This window comes from Deltaproteobacteria bacterium (assembly GCA_009692615.1).
GTDB lineage: Bacteria > Desulfobacterota > Binatia > UBA9968 > UBA9968 > DP-20.
The window spans coordinates 1-21,444 of the sequence record SHYW01000044.1; the positions used below are offsets into that span (position 1 = coordinate 1).

Below are 21,444 nucleotides of genomic sequence, written 5' to 3' on the forward strand. Positions count from 1 at the left end.
GGCCTCAACCACGGTGATCTCGCTGCGATATACTCGTTGAATTACGTCTAGTCGTTTCTCGTCTTTCATTGTCAGGGTTGTCATCCTTCCACCCTGACATAATTACGTTGCCGTTAACCCCTGACATAATCACTTTGCTACAACAGGCGACCGGTGCACATCGGATTGTCAAAAGCGCTTTAAACATTTAAAAGTGAAAGCCCATGAAATCAGCGCTACCCACTATTAAAAACCGCACCGAGTACCGGGTCATCTACGGCGATACCGATCAGATGGGCATCGTTTACTACGCTAACTATCTGCGCTGGTTCGAACGCGGCCGCTCGGAATTTTTGCGCCAGGTCGGTCTCCCCTACGGAATGATTGAAGAGCAGGGCTTTCACTTTCCGGTCACCGAAGTGAGCTGTCGCTACGCCATCTCGGCGCGTTATGACGATATCGTGCTGATCGAAACCGAACTCAACGAACTGGGCCGCGCCTCGCTGACATTCAACTATCGCATTTTTCGTCACTCGAATAACGATCTACTTGCCAGCGGTTCAACCAAACATGCCTGCATCGCCCACTCCGGCAAAGTTTCCCGCATACCAAAAATATTGATCGAAGCTTTGCAGTCGGTTTAGCGCCGCTCGATATCGCGCAGCGCTTCAAGTAAATAGCTGCGATCGACATACTTACTCGGGTCCGCCAGCGGTCCTTTGGCGCCGGTTTGTTCAGCGTAGATGCGGATGTTGTTCTTCATCCCTTCCATCGTGACATCGCCGTCCGGCGGCCAGTGGCGATTCTGCGTGTAGAATTCCCAACCGAGGCGGGCATGGAGCGGTTTTAATTTCATCTCCTGGGCCAGAAACTCCCCCGCGGCATCTTTGTTCTCGAACAGCCAGCGCAGCGCCAGCACATGCGCCTTCATGAAGCGCACCATTGTCGAACGATTCTTTTCCGCCCATGACCGGCGCGCGATAAAAGCGTTGGTTTGAAAGTGCGGAATCCCGTCGCTCAGCTTGCCCAGAACATTGAAGCCCAACTCTTGGGCGGCGTAATTGAGCGGTGCCGCCATGGTCGTCGCCGCGATCTGCCCCGCTTGCAGCGCCGCAAGATTAGCCGACGAGCCGCCGGCGATGATCAATAGTTTGTAATCCCGTGGGTACTCCAACCCCTTCAGCTTCAAAGCTTCGCGCAGCGCCGTGACAATACCGCCGGTTAGCGACGCCGTGCCGAACGTCGCGCCGCGCAGATCTTCGAAGCTTTTGTAATTCTTCCCGGTCACCAAAAACTGCGCGATGCCATTGATGATGCCGCCGGTGACGATAAAGTCGAGGCCGCGCTCCGACGCTTCGATAAAAGGTTCCGGTCCACCGGAACCGATGTGCAGCGAGTTAGCCGCCAGCGCTTGCACGGTCATCGGCACACCGCGCAGCAGCACCAGCTGAACGTCCAAACCTTGCTGCTCGAAGAAACCTTTTTTGCTGGCGACCCAAAGCGGACTGTAGCCGAGAGTCTTGCTCGAAGCGCCGAGGAAAATTTTCGGCCTTTCCTGAGCCGCCGCCGGACCGAGAAACCAGCTACTACAGACGAGAACAACCGCGACCGCAATTTGGACAATCATGTCATCCTCCAGCGCTGGCTGCGCTTGGCTGAGCCGAAAACTCCGGCGATGTCAGTTTATCAGCCCAGCCTTACAATGGCCGGCGCTATTCGCGCAAGCCATGAACACAACATCATAGAAGCTACCGCAAGTACCAAATCAGCAACCACCGGCAGAACCAGCCACAACCGAGCGGCGATTGTAGCCGCACATTTTCACCGCACATCGGTAGTTTTTACGCGCCTCGGTAAGCGCTGAAGATTCTCGCAGCGGAACGAATTCGCCAACTTGCCAGGTTCAACGCCCCTGGCACCGGGGTTGCACTATCCGCCAGACAAGAGCGTGAGCAAAGGGAGCAACACAATGGGAGGCAAAATGATTAAACATAGATCGACGGGCCTAGCAGTTCTCAGTCTGACCGCGGTTCTCGCCGCAGGATGCGCCGGAGGCCCGCTGAGCAGCCGGGAAAAAGGCGCGGGCATCGGTGCGGTGGGCGGCGCCGCGGCTGGCGGCTTGATCGGCACGGCCTTCGGCCGTCCAGGCTTGGGCGCGGCCATCGGCGCGGGAACGGGTCTGATCGGCGGCGCGGCCATCGGCGATTACATGCAAGGCCAGGAGCAAGAACAAAACTATAACAATCAGCAACAGCTCCAACAAAACCAACGCACCATCGAGCGTAACAACCAATCGATCCAGCGCCAACGCAGCGGCGAATATTAACCGGGCGAGCTAAACAGTTTTAAACAGGAGGAGTACCATGAAACGGACCAATCATATTTTAGTAGCGGCAATTTTTGCGAGCAGTCTCGGACTCGCTGGCTTCGCGGCCAGCGTCGAGGCCAAGGACGGCGGCGAAAATCTTGGCCAGCATAAGGGCGGCGGCAATCAGCATGGCAAGAAATTCGACCACGCCACCCATGACCGGCGCGATTTCGGTCATCACCAAAAAGAAATCCACGCTGGCAAAGGTTTAGACAAGCATCATGGCCGGGCGGTCCAACATGCGCGCCAAGAGGATCGCCACCATGTGCGCCACGACGGACGAATCGACAACCGCGGCCACAACAACAAGCCGGAGATTCGCCAGGACTTCAAAGATATTCGCAACGCGCGCAACGAAGTGAAGCAAGACCGTGTCGACTTGCGGAAGGACAGAATCGAGCTGAACAAAGACCGCACCGAGCTGCGCAAAGACATTCGCAGCGGCGCGAGCAAGACCGAAATCGCCGGCGACCGTAAAGAAATTCGCGACGACCTAGCAAAATTGTCGAAGGACCGCGCCGAACTCAAAGCGGACCAAAACAAACTCAACACGGCGCGCGTTGAACTGAAGAACGACCTGCACAAACGCTAAACCCGCCTTCATTCCACCCGCCTGACCACCGCAACGGAGGTCAGGCGGGTGTTTACAAACTCCTCTCACAAACTTATTGTTTCCGTCGGCGATCGCGATTAGTGTGGAGCGACTTTCTCGGGAGGTTGTTCCAACATGGCGATCAAACGTTACAACGCGGGCATTCAACGCGCCAAAGGGCTTTTGGAAATCGGCGCGGCCATGTACGACAGTTCACTGTCCTATCAAACCAAACGAGGCGCTGAAGGAACCTTGCAAACCGACACCCATGTCGGCCGGGTGATCCGCCTCTCGTTGGGCGTAAAAGCGATCGAAACCACCGACATTCCAGTCTCGTTCGTCACCGGGAGCTTTCCAGAAATCATCGCCGTCGCGCGCGGCGATTACTCACTGGCCTGGCTCAATCCATCGGCCATGTTGACCATGGCTTACCGCGGCACCGGGGTTTTCAAAAAACGCTTGCCGGTGCGCACCATCGCGACCTTTCCATCCTTCGACGTCATGGGCTTTGCCGTGCACCAATCCACCGGCATCACTTCTTTGGAACAGATCAAACGTGAACGTATCCCGCTGCGCGTCTCCACCGGCTTTATCCCGACATCCGACATGACCGGCAGCGCCACCATGTTCACGGTGTCGGCGACTCTGAAAGCCGCGGGCTTTACGCTCGCCGACATAAAAAAATGGGGCGGTAAGATTCACTCTGTGCCGCGGCCAAGCGCGCCGGGACGGCGCGCGGCCATCGCCGATGGCTCCATCGACGCGGTCTTCGACGAAGGCATCAAGAGTTGGGGACAGGCCGCCCTCGACAACGGCTTTCGCTACTTGCCCATTGAAGGCGCTGTGCTGCGCCGCCTAAAGGCGCTCGGTTATCGCCCCAGCGCCATGTCGCGCTGCGGCTTTAAGGGAATGAAACAAGACGTTCCCACGATCGATTTTAGCGGTTGGCCGATGATTGTGCGCGCCGACATGAGCGACAAAGTCGCCTACGCGCTGTGCGAAGCGATCGAGCTACGCAAGCAGGCGATTCCGACGGACAACTTCAAACCGCTGAGCATGAAACAGTTGTGCAGCAACGACGGCGAAGCGCCCTTCGACGTGCCGCTTCATCCGGGCGCGAGACGGTTCTACCGCGAGCGCGGCTATCTCAAATAGCGAATAATAAATTTCCGTTTGCCGACGGCGCCGTTTCCATAGTAGAAACACGCCGGGCAATCGGAACGAGATTCATGGACGGCCAGCCGACAGCACTTCAGCATTACAACGCCGCGGTCGATCTGATCGAGCGCAATCTTGCCGCGCGGCCGGAAAAAATCGCTTACATCGACGAGGGCGGCAGCTACAGCTTCGCCGAACTCGCCAGCCGTGTGAATCGCGCCGCCAACGCCCTGACAACGCTCGGCTTGCCATTGGAGAGCCGCGTCATGGTTTGCCTGCTCGACACCATCGACTTTCCCGCGGTTTTTCTCGGCGCCATCAAAGCCGGCCTGGTGCCCATCGCGGTCAACACACTGCTCACGACCAACGACTTCGATTTCATGTTGCACGACAGCAGAGCCCAAGCGCTAGTCGTTTCCGAACCGCTCTTGGCTGTGTTCAAGACAATCTTGCTCAAACAACCGTTTCTCGAGCATGTCGTCGTATCGGGCGCCAATGAATCGACACATCCGCTGCTGGCCAATTTAATGGCGGCGGCGGCAGATCAATTTACCGCCGCGCCGACGCGTCCCGATGACGCCGCCTTTTGGCTCTACTCATCCGGCTCCACAGGCACACCGAAGGGCGTCGTCCATGTGCAGACCAGCATGATCAAGAGCGCGGAACTATACGCGCAACCGATATTGGGAATCCAAGAAAGCGACGTCGTCTTTTCCGCCGCCAAGTTATTTTTCGCCTACGGCCTCGGCAACGGCTTAAGTTTCCCATTGTCGGTGGGTGCGACGACGATATTGCTGAGCGAGCGGCCGACGCCCCAAGCGGTTTGCCGTATCTTGAAAGAATACCGGCCGACGATTTTCTATGGCGTGCCGACATTGTACAGCGCGCTGCTCGCCAGCGGCGAACTGCCTAAGCGCGAAGAGTCCAACCTGCGCCGTTGCACCTCGGCCGGCGAAGCGCTGCCGGCGGATGTCGGCCGACGCTGGTCGGAACATTTCAGCGTCGATATTCTCGACGGCCTGGGCTCGACGGAGATGGTGCATATTTTCTTGTCGAATCGGCCCCACGACAATCGCTACGGCACTTCGGGGAAACCGGTGCCAGGTTACGACATTCGCTTGGTCGATGAAGACGGCAACCCAGTAAAAAAAGGCGACATCGGCGAACTCCAAGTCGCCGGCCCGACCGGCGCGGCGTATTATTGGAACAACCGCGAGAAAAGCCGCAACACCTTTCTCGGTCCATGGACCCGCAGCGGCGACAAATATACCGAGAGCGACGACGGCTACTTCATCTACGGCGGCCGCGCCGACGACATGCTGAAAGTCGGCGGCATCTGGGTCTCGCCCTTCGAAGTCGAATCGGCGCTCGCGTCCCACGCCGCCGTGCTCGAAACCGCGGTGGTCGGACAGCCCGATGAAAACGGCTTGATCAAACCGAAAGCCTACGTGGTGCTGCGTGCCAATGTGCCGCAAAGCGCCGAACTTGCGGCGGCGCTGCAACAACATGTCAAAGCCCATCTCGCGCCCTATAAATATCCGCGCTGGATCGAATTCGTCGCCGAGCTGCCGAAAACCGCCACGGGCAAGATTCAGCGCTTCAAGCTGCGCGCTTGAATTTTTTTTGGCGTTTGTCACAACAGTAAAGACTCTTCCGGAGGCAAAAATGAAAATCGATCGCCGCAAATTTTTAACCCAAGCGAGCCTGCTCAGCGCCGGCGCTCTGCTGCCCAAGTTCGCCTTCGGGCAAGCGCAGAAAATCCGCGTCGGCTTGATGCTGCCGTACACCGGCACCTACGCCCAGCTCGGCGTCAACATCACCAACGGTTTCAAGCTCGCGGTCAGCGAACGGGGCGGCAAACTCGGCGGGCGAGAATTGGAATATTTCACCGTCGACGACGAAGCCGATCCCTCCAAAGCGCCGGAGAATACCAACAAACTGGTCCAGCGCGACAAAGTCGACGTGCTGGTCGGCACGGTGCATAGCGGCGTGCAGATGGGTATGGTCAAGATCGCCAAGGAAACCAACACCCTGATGATCATTCCCAACGCCGGCCTCGACGCCGCCACCGGCGCGCTCTGCGCGCCGAATATTTTCCGCACGTCTTTTTCCAATTGGCAGCCGTCTTATCCGATGGGTAAAGTGATGGCCGACCGCGGCATCCGCAACGTCATATCGCTAGCGTGGAAATACGGCGCCGGTGAAGAAGCGGTGGCGGGGTTTACCGAAGGCTTCATCAAAGCCGGCGGCAAATCGGTGCACGGTTTGTGGATTCCCTTTCCCAACACTGAATTTCAAGCGCTGCTGACGGAAATCGCCGCGCAGAAGCCGGACGCGGTCTTTGTTTTCTTCGCCGGCGGCGGCGCGGCAAAGTTCGTTAAGGATTACACCGCCGCGGGCTTGCGCCGCAGCATTCCACTCTACGGCTCGGGCTTTCTTACCGACGGCATCTTGGACGCGATTCTCGATTCGGCCCAAGGTCTCGAAACAACGCTACACTACGCGGACGGGTTGAATACCAAACGCGACAAAGAATTCCGCTCAGCATACACTCGAGCGGTCTCGACCGAACCGGATGTTTACGCCGTGCAGGGCTACGACGCCGGCTTGCTCCTCGCCGTCGGTCTCGACGCGGTCAAAGGCGATATCACCAAGCGCAAAGAAATGATCGCGGCAATGGAGAAAGCCAAGATCGACAGCCCGCGCGGGACATGGACGATGTCGAAGGCGCACAACCCGATCCAAGATATTTATTTGCGCAAAGTCGTCGGCAAAGAAAATCGTTTTGTCAGCATCGCCCACAAAGCGTTGGCCGATCCGGCGCGCGGCTGCAAACTTTAAAAACCTAGTCATTCACCACGAACAACACGAAGAACACGAAGTCCGGAAGAATAATTTTTCGAAACCTTCGTGCCCTTCGTGAACTTCGTGGTGAAACCGACTTTCACCATGTTCTACTTGATCCAATTATTGAACGCCGTCCAGTACGGCTTGTTGCTCTTTCTTCTCGCCAGCGGTTTGACCCTGATTTTCGGCATCATGGGTGTGATCAATCTCGCCCACGGCAGTTTTTACATGGTCGGCGCTTATCTGGCCTACTGGCTCGCCAATGCCACCGGCAGCTTGTGGCTGGCGCTGCCCCTCGCCGTCGGCATCGCCTTCGCCATCGGCCTCGTGCTCGAGACCACAATCATCCGCCGCTTGTACCAACGGGATCATCTCTATCAAGTGCTGCTCACCTTCGGCCTGATCTTGGTTTTCGAAGAGCTGCGCAGCATTCTATTCGGCAACGAAGTTCATGGCGTCGCCGTGCCGGCGCTGGTGAATTTTTCCATCCCGTTGACAGAGACCCTCTCTTACCCGGTCTACCGGCTATTCGTCACCGCGGTTTGTCTCGCCGTCGCCGGGATCATGTATTTCGTCATGCATCGAACCCGCCTCGGCATGATGATCCGCGCCGGCAACAGCAACCGCGAAATGGCCGCATCCCTGGGCGTCAATATTTCATTACTGTTCACGCTGGTGTTCGCCGTCGGCATGGCGCTCGCCGCTTTCGCCGGCGCCATCGCCGCGCCGATCGTTTCGGTGGCGCCGGCCATGGGCAATCAAATTTTGATCATCTGCTTTGTCGTCGTCGTCATCGGCGGCATCGGTTCGATCAACGGCGCACTGATCGCGTCGCTTTTAATCGGCCTGGCCGACACCTTGGGCAAAGTCGTGGTGCCGGAATTTTCCGGCGTGGCGATTTATCTGTTGATGGCGGCAATTCTCTTGTGGCGTCCCCAAGGGCTGGCGAATAAATCGTAAAGCGCCGTGACTCACATCACCCTGCCGCGCTCGGTTCTGTTCGCCGCCTTGTTGCTGCTGGCGCTCGTGCCTTCAGTCGCATCGACTTTTTATCTTCAGCTCGGCGCCAAGATCATGATCATGGCGATCTTCGCTTTGAGCCTCGACTTGCTGGTCGGCCACACCGGCTTGGTGAGCTTCGGTCACGCCGCTTACTTTGGCGTCGCCGCCTATGCACTGGCGCTGATCGCGCCGAAATATGAAGCGGTGAATTTTTGGCTCACTCTCCCCGCCGCGCTGATCGCAACCGCCATGGTCGCGCTAATCATCGGCTTTCTCGTCGTGCGCACGAGTGGAATCTACTTCATCATGGTCACGCTGGCTTTCGCGCAAATGCTCTACGCGATTTTCCACGACACCAAACTCGGCGGCGGCTCCGACGGCATCTACATTACCATGCGGCCGGAATTGACCATCAGCGGATTCAAACCCCTCGATCTGGAAAATCCCGTGGAGTTTTTTTACCTCGTGCTGATCTTGCTCGGCGCCGTTTATATTTTCTTGAATTACCTGCTGCACTCACAATTTGGCCGAGCCCTCGCCGGCATCCGCGTCAATCCGCAACGCATGCGCGCCATCGGTTTCGCCGTGGACGCCTACAAGCTTGGCGCCTTCGTCCTCGCCGGCGCCATCGCCGGTCTCGCCGGCTATCTCGCCGCCTGCCAATTCGGCTTCGTCAGTCCGGAGATTCTCGCCTGGCATCAATCCGGCACCGTACTCATGATGGTGATCCTCGGCGGTATGGGCCGTTTGCACGGCGCGGTGATCGGCGCGTTTGCCTACGTCATGCTGCAAGAATTGCTTTCCGCCGAAGCGTTGTTCGGCGTTTACGCCAAGCATTGGCAGCTAGCCATGGGGAGCTTGATCGTGATCATCGTCCTGGCATTGCCGCACGGCATCGGCGGCGCCATCGATGTTTTTCTGCACCGCCGACGCGTGAACTCGGAAGCTAGCGATGACTGAGGCGATTCTTTCAGTAGAGAATTTGACCAAACACTTCGGCGGCGTCGCCGCGGTGGAAAATCTGTCTTTGCAAGTGAACACGCGCGAGCTGCATGCCGTCATCGGTCCCAACGGCGCCGGCAAAACCACGCTGATCGATCTCCTGTCCGGCGACCTGACGCCGAACAGCGGCACGATAAATTTTCTCGGTAACGACATCGTCAAGCTCGCGCCGCACCGCCGCTCACGCCTCGGCATCGGCCGCAGCTATCAGAAGACCAACATCTTTCCGAGCTTCAGCGCCGTCGAGAACTGCCGGCTCGCCGCCCAATCCCGCGAGCCGCGCCCGCTCAATTGGTGGCGCGATGCGGATCATTATCGCGACACGATCAACGATGCCCGCGCGGCGTTGGTCACGGTGGGCTTAGCCCAGCGCTCGGATGATCTAGCGTTAGCGTTGAGCCACGGCGAACAACGGCAACTCGAAATCGCCATGTGCTTGGCGACCCAACCGCAATTGCTTTTACTCGACGAACCGCTGGCCGGCATGGGCAGCGAAGAATCGATGGCAATGGTTCAGCTGATCGAGCGGCTCGCGGCCAGCCACGCGATTTTGCTGGTCGAGCACGACATGGACGCGGTGTTCCAACTCGCCAAAGTGCTCACCGTCATGGTCGACGGTAAAGTGATCGCATCGGGAACACCGGAGGAAATTCGCGCCAACTCGAAAGTGCAAGCTGCCTATCTCGGCGAAACGGACGATGGCCTATGAGCGACACGCCGATCATCGCGGCGCGTGAGCTGCACAGCTACTACGGCGCTAGCCATGTTTTGCATGGCGTCGATTTCTCGATCCACGCCGGCGAAGCGGTCGGCCTGATGGGACGCAACGGCATGGGCAAGTCGACCCTCATCCGCACGCTCCTCGGCCACCTGGCGCCGCGCCGCGGTGAAGTGCGCATCGACGGCAAACCGATGACCGGTGCCGCGCCATATTTAATTGCCCGCCAAGGTATCGCCTATGTCCCCGAAGGTCGCGGCATCTTTGCCAATCTCACGGTGAAAGAGAATCTCCTCATGGCCGCGCGCCCAGCGTCCACTGGAGATAATCATTGGAGCTTCGAACGCGTGCTGAAAACTTTTCCGCGCATAGCCGAACGGCTTTCCCACGGCGGTCAACAACTTTCCGGCGGCGAACAGCAAATGCTCGCCATCGGCCGCGCACTAATGACACATCCGAGATTACTCATTCTCGACGAAGCCACCGAAGGCCTGGCGCCGCTGATCGCCCAAGAAATTTGGCGGATCGTCAAAACTATTCGCGCAACCGGCATCGCCGCCATCATCGTCGACAAAAACTTCGCAGCCGTGTCGGCGCTCACCGACCGCAGCGTCATTCTGGTCAAAGGCCGCGTCGTCTTTGCCGGAACCAGCGGCGAATTCAAAGCGCAGCCGCAATTGTTGCAGCAGCATTTAGGTATTTGAATGTTGCAGCCGCGCCTAGTAATTTAGCCGCAGCCGATCTTGCGAGGAACCGTTATGAAGTACAAATGCATCTCCGCCGATTCCCATCTGGAAATCCGTCCCGACCGTTACGCCAAACGGGTGGCGGAAAAATTTCGCGATCGGGCGCCCAAAGTGATCACGCTGGAAGACGGCACGCTGGCGGTGCTGCAAGAAGGCCAGCCTTTGGAGCGGCTGATTTCGAACATCTCCTGCGGCTTGCCGTACGAAGAGCGCAGACCCTTCGATCCACTGCCCGGCGAAAGCTACGAAACCTCACCGGGCACCGGCTCGCCAGCTCAACGCCTGACCGAACAGGACAAAGACGACGTCGATGCCGAGGTGCTTTTTCCCGGCAACGTCGGTCCCGGCTTTTGGCGCGGCATCGGCAACGACGAAGCGTATAAGTCCGTCGTGCGCGCCTACAATGACTGGTTGGCGGAAGAATACTGCGCGTTTTCACCCGAGCGCTTGATCGGCGTCGGCGTGATTCCGATCACCAACATTGACGATGCCGTGGCGGAGCTAAAACATTGCAAGAAGCTCGGCCTCAAAGCGGTGGCCATCGACAATTTTCCGGCCGGCAAACGCCAGCCCAGCGCCGCCGACGATCCCTTCTGGGCCGCCGCGGTGGATTTGCAAATCGCGCTGACGATTCACGTTGAGTTCGGTTTTCCGCGCCGCGGCCGCGGCCAACCGGCGGTCGCCGCGCTAGCTTTTAATTACGCCAAAAAAACCAATCCCGAACATCACGTGCCCGACGTTATCGAGCGTTTTAATAAATACGGTTTTCGCGGCAGCAAACAGGTCGTGCAGATGATTTGGGGCGGGGTGTTCGAGCGCTTTCCGAAATTGAATATCTACGTCGCCGAAGTGCAGATCGGCTGGGTGCCCAATTGGCTCGACCAGATGGACAACGAATACGGCCGCCAGCAATACTGGGCCGAGCGCGTCCTAGGCCTGCCGCGTTTGAAACGGATGCCCAGCGAATACGCCAAGGAAAATGTTTACTGGGGGTTTAACCGCAATCCCATCGGTGTGCGCATCGCGCGCCACGATTGCGGCATCGACAAAGTCATGTGGGCCAGCGACTTTCCCCATTTGGAATCGGACTGGCCCAACTCGGCGAAGGTAATCGCAGAAAATTTCATCGGCGTGCCCGAAGACGAAATCTACCAGATGATAGTCGGCAACGCGGTCAACTATTTTCACTTGAAGAATTGGTAAGGAGTTCAGTATGAGCAACGCCCAAGAAAACGATCTAAAAAATCTCGACGCCGAGTTGGCCAAGGACAATCTACGCGGTCTGTGGGCGCGTCCGGAAGCGATTCGCCGCGAGCCCGAACCCTTCGGCAAACCGATCCTATGGAAGTGGGCGAAGATTCGGGCCGGTTTAGAAGCCGCCGGCGAGATCATCACGACCAATTACAAAGGCGCGCGCCGCGCCATCAGCTTAGTCCATCCGAACTTGAGCGAAAGCACCAGTCACACCTTGAATCTCGCCGTGCAGTTGGTCAAAGCCGGCGAAGCGGTTTACTCGCACCGCCATACCAACGCCGCCATGCGCTTCGTCATCGATGGCGGCGCGCAAGTTTACACCATTACCAACGGCGAAAAGTGCGTCATGGAAAAAGGCGACTTGGTGATCCAACCGAGCTGGGGCTGGCATAATCACATCAACGAAACCGAGCGCGACGCGATTTGGATCGACGGCCTCGACTCTGGACTGATGCGCATGCTGCGCACCATGTTTCAGGAACCCCATCCGGCCGAAGATGTCCGGCTCTTCAACAGTCCGGTGGACACGACGGCGCGCAATCCGGGACTGCTTGCGCCGCCAGGCCAAGCGCTGAAATCGTTAGTCTACAAATGGAGCGGCACGCGCCGCGCGCTGGCGGAAATGTTAAGCGAAAGTGAAAGTCCGTTCGACGGCAAATGTTTGGAGTATCGCAATCCGGTTACCGGCGGCTCGACCTTTCCGAGCTTCTCCTGCTGGATTCAATTACTCGACGCCGACAAACAAACCGCGGAACATCGCCACACATCGAGCCAACTCTACTACGCCGTCGAGGGCAGCGGCGTCAGCGAAGTCGCAGGCGAGAAGTTGGAATGGCAAGCCGGCGATTTTTTCGCCGTGCCCAATTGGAGCTGGCACAGTCATAAAAATTCGTCGGCAACTCCAGCGGTGTTATTTTCCACCACCGATCGGCCGCTGCACGAAGCGATCGGCGTTTACCGCGAGCAAAGCCGCTGATGAATGACGCCGAATGCAGCTACAACATCGAGGAATTCGCGGCTGGCGCGAACTCAACCAATCCCGGCGAATCGCTGCCCGCCAAAGTCGGCGCCGCCGCGCCGGAGTTTGAAGCGACAACGGTCGACGGCAAGCAAGTCCGCCTGAGCGAGTTTCGCAGCAAGCAGCATGTCGTCATGATGACTGGCGCCATCACTAGCCCCATGTGCGCATTCGAAGTGCCAGCGCTCAATCGGCTGCAAGAAGAATTCGCCGGCAAGCAGATCGCATTCTTTCTGCTCTACACGCGTGAGTCTCACCCGGCGGAAAACTACGGCGCGCACACCAGCTTCGAACAAAAACTTGCTTACGCCCGCGAATTGCAAAAGCTGGAAAATATTTGCTTCCCAATCATCGTCGATCAACTCGACGGCCGCATTCACCGCGCCTACGGTTTATGGCCCAATGGGCTGTTTGTGATTCACAAAGACGGCCGGCTGATCTTTCGCAGCAACATGGCCAATCACGCCGAGCTGCGGCAGTTTTTGCAGGACATCGTCGCCGGCGAAAAAGCCGCCGCCGAAGGTCGCGTGCTGCATCTGCAATACTCCGAGCGCGTCGTCGCCCACGAGGCCGATCAAGCGACGCACCAGCGTGTCTACGAGCGCGCCGGCCCGAAAGCGTTCGAAGACTACTGGGCCAAACGCCCGCAAAATCGCAACCGCTGGCCATGAGATGAGGAAGACTTTTCAGAGAAACTCTGACGGATCAGTCGGATCCGACCGATCCGTCAGATCGATCCTAGCAGTGCTAGCCTTTCTTTGCAGCTACACCTCACTCGACGCCGCCACCCTCGAGAAAGTCCGCATCGGCTATTCCGTCGGCGGCCTGATCCCCTTTCCACTGATCGTCGCCAAGGAAAATCGTTTCTTCGAGCAAGCCGGTTTGGATGTCGAGCTGATCAACATTCCGCCGACCATCGCGGTGACCGCACTGGTCTCAGGCGATATCCAGTATGTGATCTTCGCCGGCACCACGCTCAACGCTGCGGTGCGCGGCCTACCAGTCAAACTCGTAATGGTCTACAATGACAGGCCGCTATTTTCGTTAATGTCCAAGGCGGAAATCCGTTCAATCAAAGAGCTTAAAGGCAAAGTGCTCGGCGTCGCCACGCTGACTTCAGGCGAGTCGTTCATGTCGCGCCGTTTGTTGAAGGATGCCGGCATCGACGCCGACAAAGAAATGATCTTGCGCGTCATCGGTAACACGCCGGACCGCTTGCAAGCGCTCCGTGCCGGCAGCGTCGACGCCACCACACTGACCACGCCCGTCGACATCATCGCCGAACGGATGGGCCTGCGCCGCCTCGCCTTCATGGGCGACACTCTGGAAAGCATCAACGGCGGCTTCGGGGTTTCCGATCGTTGGCTGCAACAGCGGCCCGACCAAGTTAGGAAAATGATCGCCGTCGCCTTCCGCGGCATGAGCCACGCCCGCGCTCAACGCCAGGACTCCATCGCGCTGATCATGTCGAAGTGGAAGCTAGAGCGAGACGTCGCCGAGAAAGCTTTCGACTCGACGATAAATACCTGGGCCGAAAACGGCATCGCGTCGGACCAAGCGTTGCAAGCGGGCATCGAAGAAAGTTTGAAAGTGTCAAACAGCAAACAAACCGTGCCGCTATCGCGCGTCGCCGACTTCACCCTCGCGAGGGAAGTCTACCGCGAGATCAAGGCGAAGTAATTTTTCCTGTAGGGGCGTATGGCATACGCCCTTCTTCGCGAATTGCCGACATCGAAGGAAGCCGCGACATGAGTGACAAAGAATTCAATCTCAAACCCACGCGCATGCGCACCCATCCACACACCACCCGCTCGCGCTTGATGCTCGAAGTCGCTTCGGCGCTGGTCAACCGGCGCGATTGGGATTTGTTGCAAGCCAAAATTAGTCTACGCGAACAAGGTTCGGAGGGCTGGCCGCTGACGCTGTTCGGCAGCGATAGTCCGGCGACGATTCACGAAGTCGCCGCCGGCAAAGTTCAATTCGCCATGATCAACCCCGGCATGATTCTCAAAGTCGCGGCGCTAGGCAAGACCCCTTTCAACGAACCGATCCCGCTGAGAATCATCGCCATTTTACCGGCCCTCGATCAAATGGTTTTCGCGGTTAACGCAGCAACTGGTTTGAAATCGCTCACCGACATTCGCGACCGTAAATTTCCATTGAAACTCTCGCTACGCGGTCAACCCGATCACTCCCTGCAGGTCATCATCAATCACGTTTGCGCCGCCGCCGGCTTTACCCTCGACGACATCGTGTCGTGGGGCGGCCAAGTGCGCTACGACGCGGGAATGGCCTACGGAGACAAACGCATCGGCGCCGTCCATCGCGGCGAGATCGACGCGATCTTCGACGAAGGCGCCAGCGCCTGGGGTAACATGGCGTTGGAGTTGGGCATGACGTTTCTGTCGTTGGACGAAACGATTTTGCAGCGCTTGGAAGCGGTCGGCCTGCGCCGCGGCACGATTGAGAAAAAAAGCTTTCCCAAACTCAGCGCCGACGTGGCCACGTTAGATTTCAGCGGCTGGCCGATTTACACGCTGGAATCGACACCCGACAAGCTAGTAAAAGATTTTTGCCGCGCGCTAGACGAAAGCAAAGAACGGATTCCCTGGGCCAAAGATGAACCGTTGCCGATGAAACAGATCGTCCGCGACAGCGAGGAAGGTCATCTCGAAGTGCCGCTTCATCCCGCCGCCGAGCAGTATTGGCGCGAGCAGGGTTACTTGGATTGATCACAAATAAAAAGGCGAGGACGCGACAGTGTTGCCGGCGCCCTCGCCTTACTCGCGCAAGAGCGTGACTTCAGTCAGCTAGTTCTTCAGCGACACCGTGCGCAGATACGGTTTGTGCGTCTTGAAACCCTGGGGATATTTCTTCTTGGCATCTTCGTCCGACACCGCCGTCGGAATGATCACGTCGTCGCCCGGCTTCCAATTGACCGGTGTCGCCACGCTGGCTTTAGCGCTGAGCTGGAGCGAATCGAGCAAGCGCAGCACCTCGTCAAAGTTGCGGCCTGAGGTCATCGGATAGATCAGCATCGCTTTGACCTTCTTGTCCGGCCCGATCATGAACACCGTGCGTACGGTCTGATTGTCCGCCGGCGTGCGCTTGCCCGGCGTCTCGCTCGCTTGCAGCATATCGTAAAGCTTGGCGACGTTGAGGTCGGCATCGCCGATGATCGGAAAATTCGGCGCGTGGCCTTGGGTCTCCTGAATGTCCTTGGCCCAGTTGTTATGGTCGGTCACCGCATCCGCGCTCAAGCCGATCGCCTTGCAGTTGCGCTTGTCGAATTCCGGTTTCAATTTGGCGACGTAGCCCAGCTCCGTGGTGCACACCGGCGTGAAGTCCTTGGGATGGGAAAACAAAATCGCCCAGCTGTCGCCGATCCATTGATGAAAATCGATTTTGCCTTGCGAGGTCTCCGCCGTGAAATTCGGCGCGATATCGTTGATTCGAAGAGCCATAGTCTTATCTCCTTTGCAAAATATTTCTGAATTTTGAACCATTATCACAATCGCTAATCAATGTGAATACTGTCAGCTCACGGATGGACGCTTTCCAAAAACCAGTCCGTCGGCAGCTCGCGGCCGATGCCTTTGGCTTTCGCTTCGGCGTAAAGCGCGGCGCCGACGGCGACGAATTGCAGGCCGATGCCGATGTTGTTGAGAAAACAGGTCGACTCTTGCGCGTTAGCGCGGCCCTGGGCCTTGCCGGTCACCAGATCTTTGAGATCGGGCGCGCTCAGCCAAAACGGATGCTCGACGTTTACGTCACGAGCATGAGCCGGACCTTTTTTGATAATGTCGATGGCGTCATGAGCGGCGATGCCTTCTTCGCCGAACCCAGCGACAAAATTCATCGGCGCATGTTGGTGCGCGTGAATCACCAAGCGATCGATCTTACGAATCGTGTCGTCGCCCAGCTCCGGTACGCGCACGCAGGTTAAGTGCAATCCCGGCTTCACCCAGTCGGCGCTGACCACGCGGCTGAGCGAATTAGTCGTGGCGGCGATGATGTCGGCGTTTTCAATCGCTTCTTCCGGCGAATTCACCGCGCGCACTTCGGCACTAACTTTTGCCTGCACCTCTTTGACGAACGCTTCGCGGTTAGCCTTGGTCGGGCTAAAAACTTTAATCAACTTGAGCGGCCGCACCGCGCACATCGCCGGCACATGGCTGCCCGCCTGCCAACCCGAACCGAACAGCGCCATGGTGCTGGAATCTTCCCGCGCCAGATAGCGCGCCGCCAAAGCGCTGCTGGAAGCGACACGCATGCGCTGCACCACGCCGTCGGGAAACATCGCCAGCGGCTCGCCGGTGATGGTTGAGAAAAGCATCACCAGCCCGACATACTTGTCTCCCGGCGCGGCGGGGATTTTCGTCTTGATGGTGCGATTGCCCTGCTGATTCCAGCGGATGATGTCCGAATTGATCCGCATGGCGACGATCGGCGGATCGTACAAGCCAGCCTCCATCGACTTGAAAGCGTAGACACCGGCCTCGGTGGCGGACGGCATGACCAGATCCGTGCGCGGCCGATTGATCGCCGTGCCCTGGTCCCAGCTGCGGTAGGCTTTCTCCAAGGCGTCGATGCAAGTTTTAATCGACAGAAACGATTCGATTTCTTCGTTGCTAAGAATAATCATGCTGCTGGCATATCAACGCCGCGAGTTATCGTCAAGGAAACAACTTGACTCGCGATGCGCGCCTCGACTAGTTTCATTTCACGGAGGAAGCAAAATGAAAACGATTGCGTTGCTACATCCCGGCAAGATGGGCGCGACCATCGGCGCCTGCGCCGCCACCGGCGGCGCCCGTGTGCTCTGGGTGTCGGAAAATCGCAGCGCGGCGTCGCGATCGCGCGCCGAAAAAGCCGGATTGATCGGCGTCGAAAACTTGGCCAAGGCCGTGGCGCAAAGCGACATCGTGCTGTCGGTCTGTCCGCCGGAATTTGCCGGCGATGTCGCAACCGAAGTCGCAGCGCAAAAATTCAAAGGCATCTACGTCGACGCCAACGCCATTTCCCGCGCCAGCGCCGAGGCCATCGGTAAGCTCGTCACTCAAGCCGGCGCCAGCTTTGTCGACGGCGGCATCATCGGTTCGCCGGTAAAAAAAGCCGGCAGCACCAGACTCTATCTATCCGGAGAGAAGGCTGAGGAGATCGCGCAAATGTTCAGCGCGAGCATGTTGGATGCGCGCGCAATCGGCACGGCCCCTGGCGAAGCCTCCGCGCTCAAAGTCGTCTACGCCGCCTGGACCAAAGGCACCGATGCGCTGATTCTCGCCATCCGTGCGCTCGCGAAACATCAAGGCGTGGAACAGGCGTTACTCGACGAATGGAAAACTTCACAGCCGGCGCTCGAACAGAAAACCGTCCGCGCCGCCGCCGTCGCGGCGCCGAAGATGTGGCGCTATGTTGGAGAGATGAACGAAATTGCCGGAGCATTCGAAGCCGCCGGTTTGCCCGGTGGGTTTCACCGCGCCGCGGCCGAAGTGAGCGAACGGCTCGCCGGCTTCAAAGATGAAACCGAGCCGGGACCGACGGTGGTTGCCGTGCTCGAACAATTGCTAAAGGGCAAGAGCATCACTTGAAAAACAATTTCTGGAACAACTCCACCCACTGCTCCTCTTTTTCATAGAGCAACTCCGGTCCCATATAGTTGACCTTTGAAAACTTGCCACCGCCGGCTTTGAGGTTGGCGACTTTCGCAGGCACCTCTGGGTGGGCCGGTAAATAATCAGCGTCCTGGAAAATCTTTTGCCCGTCTTTCGACAGTAAAAAATCGATAAGCAACATCGCCGCATGGGGATGTGAGGCATTTTTCGCTAACCCTAAAGTTTTCACCGGCCCGGGCACCGGTTCGATCGCTTGCCAATCCACCGGCGCGCCGGCGGCGCGGCTGATCACTGCGTGGTAATTGAACATGTTGATGCCGATGGCGTACTCTTCGGCGATCACCATGTCCAACACCGCACGCGCGCTCGCCGTGCTCTTGGCGATATTTTGCGTCGCCAATTGTTTGAGATAAGCCATGCCTTTTTCCTCGCCCAACGTGATCAACGTATTGCCGAGAAACATTGGCGCACCGGAGCCGCCGCTGGTGCTCTAGACCATTTTACCTTTCCATTTAGGATTGAGCAGATCGTTGAGCGTCTTCGGCACCTCGTTGGCCGCGACCAGTTTGGTGTTGTAACCGAGGGTCATGAAGTAAACGTTGGGCACCGACCAATAGCCCTGGGGATCTTTCAATCGCGCCGGATAGGCGGCCAGCTGCGGCGAAGTGTAACGCTGCACATAACCGGCTTTCTTGAGCATAACGATCGCCGAGGTGCCGTCGATCACGTCGACCTCGTAGCGCTTGGCTTGATACTCGGCGAGCATGCGCTGAGCCAAGGCCTCGGAATCGGCGCGGTGAAATTGCACCTGCACGAAGGGATATTTTTTCTCGAATGCCTCTTTGAGCGGCTTGAGTCCCTGATTGACGATCAAGGTCGTGTACCAGAGCAGCTTGCCCTCTTTCTTGGCGCCTTCTTCGAGAATGCTTTGACGCTTGGGCGACTTTGACAGAGCGACCTCCTCTACCGTCGCCGCCAACGGCGCGCGCATTGGGACGTGCAGCACCATAAACAAAGCCCAGACAATTCCCGTCACTGAGCGTTTCGACATCGTAAAAGTCATCGCGCATCCCCCCAGTAATCTTATTCTAGTGCCGCAACATAACCCCAAAGCCATTTGAAATAAAAGCGCAAGAGGGCCGGCATCAGCCCAACCTTTGACACCGGTCGGCGTTTCTTATACGAAGCCAGTCAATCGATCGTGAACTTGCGCGCCAAGGAGAACCACCATGCTGTTTACCAAGCTGGGCTACATATTGTCGGAACTGTTCATGTTGCTGATCGTCATCGGCTTGGCCGAGGCTATTTTGCGTTTTCGACGCGGCGTCGGCTTGCGCCAACTGTTTACCGAGATCGAACGCGGCAAGTTGAAAGCACCGATCAGAATTCGCGCCAGCGCTCCCGTGCGTTATCTGCGCTATGCACTGGTCTTCGTCATGACGGTGATTCTCGGCGCCATCGAAATCGCCTTCATCTCGCAATTCGGCGCGACCATTTTGACCGGCGCTCTGCTCCTGACGATCACCGCCATCGTCCGCTATACGTTGGACAAATCCTGAGTGCCGCGTGGTGCTATCAATCAATCCGCTTGGCACCGAGACAACACCGTAGCGTGATCTACTGCGCCCATCGACTTTTATTTCTCCGCGTCAACTACGCCGAGCACCTGTTCATATTCTGCTTGTTCGTTGCCTTGAACGGCTGCGGCCAATCCGCCGTGCGCCCCATCGCCCGCGTCGCCGACGGGCCACTGCCGCGACCGACGCGTATTTTGATCTATGACTTCGCCGTCAACGATGTCGACATCAGTGAATACCAAGGAATCATGCACCAGCAACCGGCCAATCCCAATGCCGCCGAACGCCAAAGGGATCTCGGTAAATTCGCCAGCGAAACGTTAGCCGCCGAACTTGCCCAAGCGCTGCGCCACTTGGGTTTCACCGTCGAGCGCGTGGCGCCCGGCACGGCGGTGGAAAATTTTGACCTGCTGATCGACGGCCAATTCGAAAACGTCGACGAAGGCAGTCCGCTGCGCCGTTTGTTGATCGGCTTCGGTTCCGGCGCGGCGAAGATGGAAACCCGGGCGCGGCTTTATCAGGGCAGCGAGCGGCGAAAAATTTTGGAGTTCATCACCACCAGCGACAGCGGCAAATTTCCCGGCGCCGTGGCCACCGCGCCCGCCGGCATCGCCGCGCCGGTGACGGTCGGCGTCGGCGCGGCCGGCAGCCGTGTCGCGACTTCCGGTCCCACCGATGTTGCCGCGATGGCCGCCGCCAACGCCGATCAAGCCGCGCGCTACCTATCGGAGTTCTTCGCTCAGCAGGGTTGGGTGGATGCCGCCAAAGTCAAAAAAGCGAGAATCGGCAACTGAAATTTTCGCGCCGATTTGGCGATCTTCAACTTTCACAATGAGCAAGCAACACGAGAAACTCTCCCTTGCTCACTCTTTCACCTGTACGATAATTTCATTTTCCACTGGCGCGTTTTGGCTGAGCGACGCGACACCGACGGCGGCGCGGGTGTGCTGGCCGCGTTCGCCGAATAGCTGCACCAGCAAATCCGATTCGCCGTTCACCACTTTGGGCATGTCGATAAATCCCGGCGCGACGTTGACGTAGCCGAGCACTTTGACGATGCGCTCGACTTTGTCGAGATCGCCGAGGGCGGCCTTCATGATCGCCAGATGGTTGAGCGCGCAACTGCGCGCCGCGTCGTAGGCCTGTTCGAGAGTGATTTCAGCGCCGACTTTGCCGCGGTATTTAATCACACCGTTGATCCGGCCGATGTTGCCGCCGATGAACAGTAAATTGCCCACCCGTACGTAGCCGATGTAATTGGCCGCCGGTGTCGGCACATTCGGCAGTTCGAAGCCCAGCGCTTTGAGTTTATTTTCGATTTCCATCCCGCCCTCCATTTTGAACCAATGATTTACCGAAACTCACAGCAATCGGGCCGACGGCGGCGCGGCGCACCATTCCCGACCAAATCGCACCTATGAAGTAATGAACTTGCGGCGGTGATGCAAGCGCTCGCTCCGTCAACAAAAACGTTTGCCCCGCGGCAAACTTGTGCAATTTAAGAGACGCGGCGGTTTGACCAAAAACCCCACGAAAGCGACTTTCAGTTATGACGCGCGCCGCAATTT

Annotated in this window: 23 protein-coding genes; 17 read left to right on the forward strand and 6 right to left on the reverse strand. The window is 57.9% G+C overall.

What is annotated here, in order from left to right:
* Nucleotides 1-203 precede the first annotated feature (203 nt).
* Entirely contained in the window at nt 204-623 is a 420-nt protein-coding gene (locus tag EXR70_12300; protein MSP39263.1) for an acyl-CoA thioesterase, read from the forward strand.
* Here the strand turns inward: EXR70_12300 and EXR70_12305 are convergent.
* Nucleotides 620-1,606 carry an ABC transporter substrate-binding protein gene (locus EXR70_12305; protein ID MSP39264.1) on the reverse strand — a complete coding sequence of 329 codons (987 nt, stop codon included), beginning with the start codon at nt 1,604-1,606 and terminating at the stop codon, nt 620-622. The two genes, EXR70_12300 and EXR70_12305, sit on opposite strands and share 4 nt — an antisense overlap.
* A 354-nt stretch (nt 1,607-1,960) precedes the next feature.
* Between EXR70_12305 and EXR70_12310 the strand changes: the two genes are divergently transcribed.
* From EXR70_12310 to EXR70_12375, 14 genes are all read left to right on the forward strand, one after another.
* Nucleotides 1,961-2,305: a hypothetical protein gene (locus EXR70_12310; GenBank protein ID MSP39265.1), complete on the forward strand. Its 345-nt coding sequence runs from the start codon at nt 1,961-1,963 to the stop codon at nt 2,303-2,305.
* Between the two features lie 37 nt (nt 2,306-2,342).
* Complete coding sequence (locus EXR70_12315) at nt 2,343-2,939, forward strand: hypothetical protein (protein ID MSP39266.1); 597 nt, start codon at nt 2,343-2,345, stop codon at nt 2,937-2,939.
* Nucleotides 2,940-3,074: 135 nt separating this feature from the next.
* Nucleotides 3,075-4,094 carry a hypothetical protein gene (locus tag EXR70_12320; GenBank protein ID MSP39267.1) on the forward strand — a complete coding sequence of 340 codons (1,020 nt, stop codon included), beginning with the start codon at nt 3,075-3,077 and terminating at the stop codon, nt 4,092-4,094.
* A 74-nt stretch (nt 4,095-4,168) separates the two neighbouring features.
* Nucleotides 4,169-5,713: a benzoate-CoA ligase family protein gene (locus tag EXR70_12325; GenBank protein MSP39268.1), complete on the forward strand. Its 1,545-nt coding sequence runs from the start codon at nt 4,169-4,171 to the stop codon at nt 5,711-5,713.
* Nucleotides 5,714-5,762: 49 nt separating this feature from the next.
* On the forward strand, nt 5,763-6,938 hold the full coding sequence (locus EXR70_12330; protein MSP39269.1) for an ABC transporter permease: 1,176 nt from the start codon (nt 5,763-5,765) through the stop codon (nt 6,936-6,938).
* Nucleotides 6,939-7,046: 108 nt separating this feature from the next.
* On the forward strand, nt 7,047-7,904 hold the full coding sequence (locus EXR70_12335) for a branched-chain amino acid ABC transporter permease (GenBank protein ID MSP39270.1): 858 nt from the start codon (nt 7,047-7,049) through the stop codon (nt 7,902-7,904).
* A 15-nt stretch (nt 7,905-7,919) separates the two neighbouring features.
* Nucleotides 7,920-8,906, forward strand: a complete 987-nt coding sequence (locus tag EXR70_12340; protein ID MSP39271.1) for a branched-chain amino acid ABC transporter permease — start codon at nt 7,920-7,922, stop codon at nt 8,904-8,906.
* A complete protein-coding gene (locus EXR70_12345) occupies nt 8,899-9,657 on the forward strand; it encodes an ABC transporter ATP-binding protein (protein MSP39272.1) in 759 nt (252 codons plus the stop codon). Before EXR70_12340 ends, EXR70_12345 begins: the two co-directional genes overlap by 8 nt.
* Nucleotides 9,654-10,370, forward strand: a complete 717-nt coding sequence (locus EXR70_12350; GenBank protein MSP39273.1) for an ABC transporter ATP-binding protein — start codon at nt 9,654-9,656, stop codon at nt 10,368-10,370. Before EXR70_12345 ends, EXR70_12350 begins: the two co-directional genes overlap by 4 nt.
* A gap of 54 nt (nt 10,371-10,424) precedes the next feature.
* Entirely contained in the window at nt 10,425-11,615 is a 1,191-nt protein-coding gene (locus EXR70_12355; protein MSP39274.1) for an amidohydrolase, read from the forward strand.
* Between the two features lie 10 nt (nt 11,616-11,625).
* Nucleotides 11,626-12,642 carry a cupin domain-containing protein gene (locus EXR70_12360; GenBank protein ID MSP39275.1) on the forward strand — a complete coding sequence of 339 codons (1,017 nt, stop codon included), beginning with the start codon at nt 11,626-11,628 and terminating at the stop codon, nt 12,640-12,642.
* The gene (locus EXR70_12365) at nt 12,642-13,355 is read left to right on the forward strand and encodes a redoxin domain-containing protein (protein MSP39276.1); all 714 of its coding nucleotides are present in this window, start codon (nt 12,642-12,644) and stop codon (nt 13,353-13,355) included. Before EXR70_12360 ends, EXR70_12365 begins: the two co-directional genes overlap by 1 nt.
* Before the next feature lies 1 nt (nt 13,356).
* Nucleotides 13,357-14,364 (forward strand): ABC transporter substrate-binding protein, encoded by a 1,008-nt coding sequence (locus EXR70_12370; GenBank protein ID MSP39277.1) that lies wholly within the window; start codon nt 13,357-13,359, stop codon nt 14,362-14,364.
* Nucleotides 14,365-14,432: 68 nt separating this feature from the next.
* Entirely contained in the window at nt 14,433-15,416 is a 984-nt protein-coding gene (locus EXR70_12375; GenBank protein ID MSP39278.1) for a hypothetical protein, read from the forward strand.
* A gap of 78 nt (nt 15,417-15,494) precedes the next feature.
* On the opposite strand, the gene EXR70_12380 is transcribed toward EXR70_12375, so the two are convergent.
* A complete protein-coding gene (locus tag EXR70_12380; GenBank protein MSP39279.1) occupies nt 15,495-16,148 on the reverse strand; it encodes a peroxiredoxin in 654 nt (217 codons plus the stop codon).
* Between the two features lie 77 nt (nt 16,149-16,225).
* Nucleotides 16,226-17,329: an ornithine cyclodeaminase family protein gene (locus EXR70_12385; GenBank protein MSP39280.1), complete on the reverse strand. Its 1,104-nt coding sequence runs from the start codon at nt 17,327-17,329 to the stop codon at nt 16,226-16,228.
* Between EXR70_12385 and EXR70_12390 the strand changes: the two genes are divergently transcribed.
* Nucleotides 17,274-18,275: an NAD(P)-dependent oxidoreductase gene (locus EXR70_12390; protein ID MSP39281.1), complete on the forward strand. Its 1,002-nt coding sequence runs from the start codon at nt 17,274-17,276 to the stop codon at nt 18,273-18,275. The two genes, EXR70_12385 and EXR70_12390, sit on opposite strands and share 56 nt — an antisense overlap.
* On the opposite strand, the gene EXR70_12395 is transcribed toward EXR70_12390, so the two are convergent.
* Nucleotides 18,268-18,762 carry an extracellular solute-binding protein gene (locus EXR70_12395; GenBank protein ID MSP39282.1) on the reverse strand — a complete coding sequence of 165 codons (495 nt, stop codon included), beginning with the start codon at nt 18,760-18,762 and terminating at the stop codon, nt 18,268-18,270. The genes EXR70_12390 and EXR70_12395 overlap by 8 nt on opposite strands.
* Before the next feature lie 27 nt (nt 18,763-18,789).
* The gene (locus EXR70_12400; GenBank protein MSP39283.1) at nt 18,790-19,416 is read right to left on the reverse strand and encodes an extracellular solute-binding protein; all 627 of its coding nucleotides are present in this window, start codon (nt 19,414-19,416) and stop codon (nt 18,790-18,792) included.
* A gap of 27 nt (nt 19,417-19,443) precedes the next feature.
* Here EXR70_12400 and EXR70_12405 point away from each other — a divergent pair, with 27 nt between their 5' ends.
* Complete coding sequence (locus EXR70_12405; protein MSP39284.1) at nt 19,444-20,670, forward strand: DUF4410 domain-containing protein; 1,227 nt, start codon at nt 19,444-19,446, stop codon at nt 20,668-20,670.
* Between the two features lie 69 nt (nt 20,671-20,739).
* Here the strand turns inward: EXR70_12405 and EXR70_12410 are convergent, their stop codons facing one another.
* Complete coding sequence (locus tag EXR70_12410; protein ID MSP39285.1) at nt 20,740-21,201, reverse strand: RidA family protein; 462 nt, start codon at nt 21,199-21,201, stop codon at nt 20,740-20,742.
* Nucleotides 21,202-21,444: the final 243 nt, after the last annotated feature.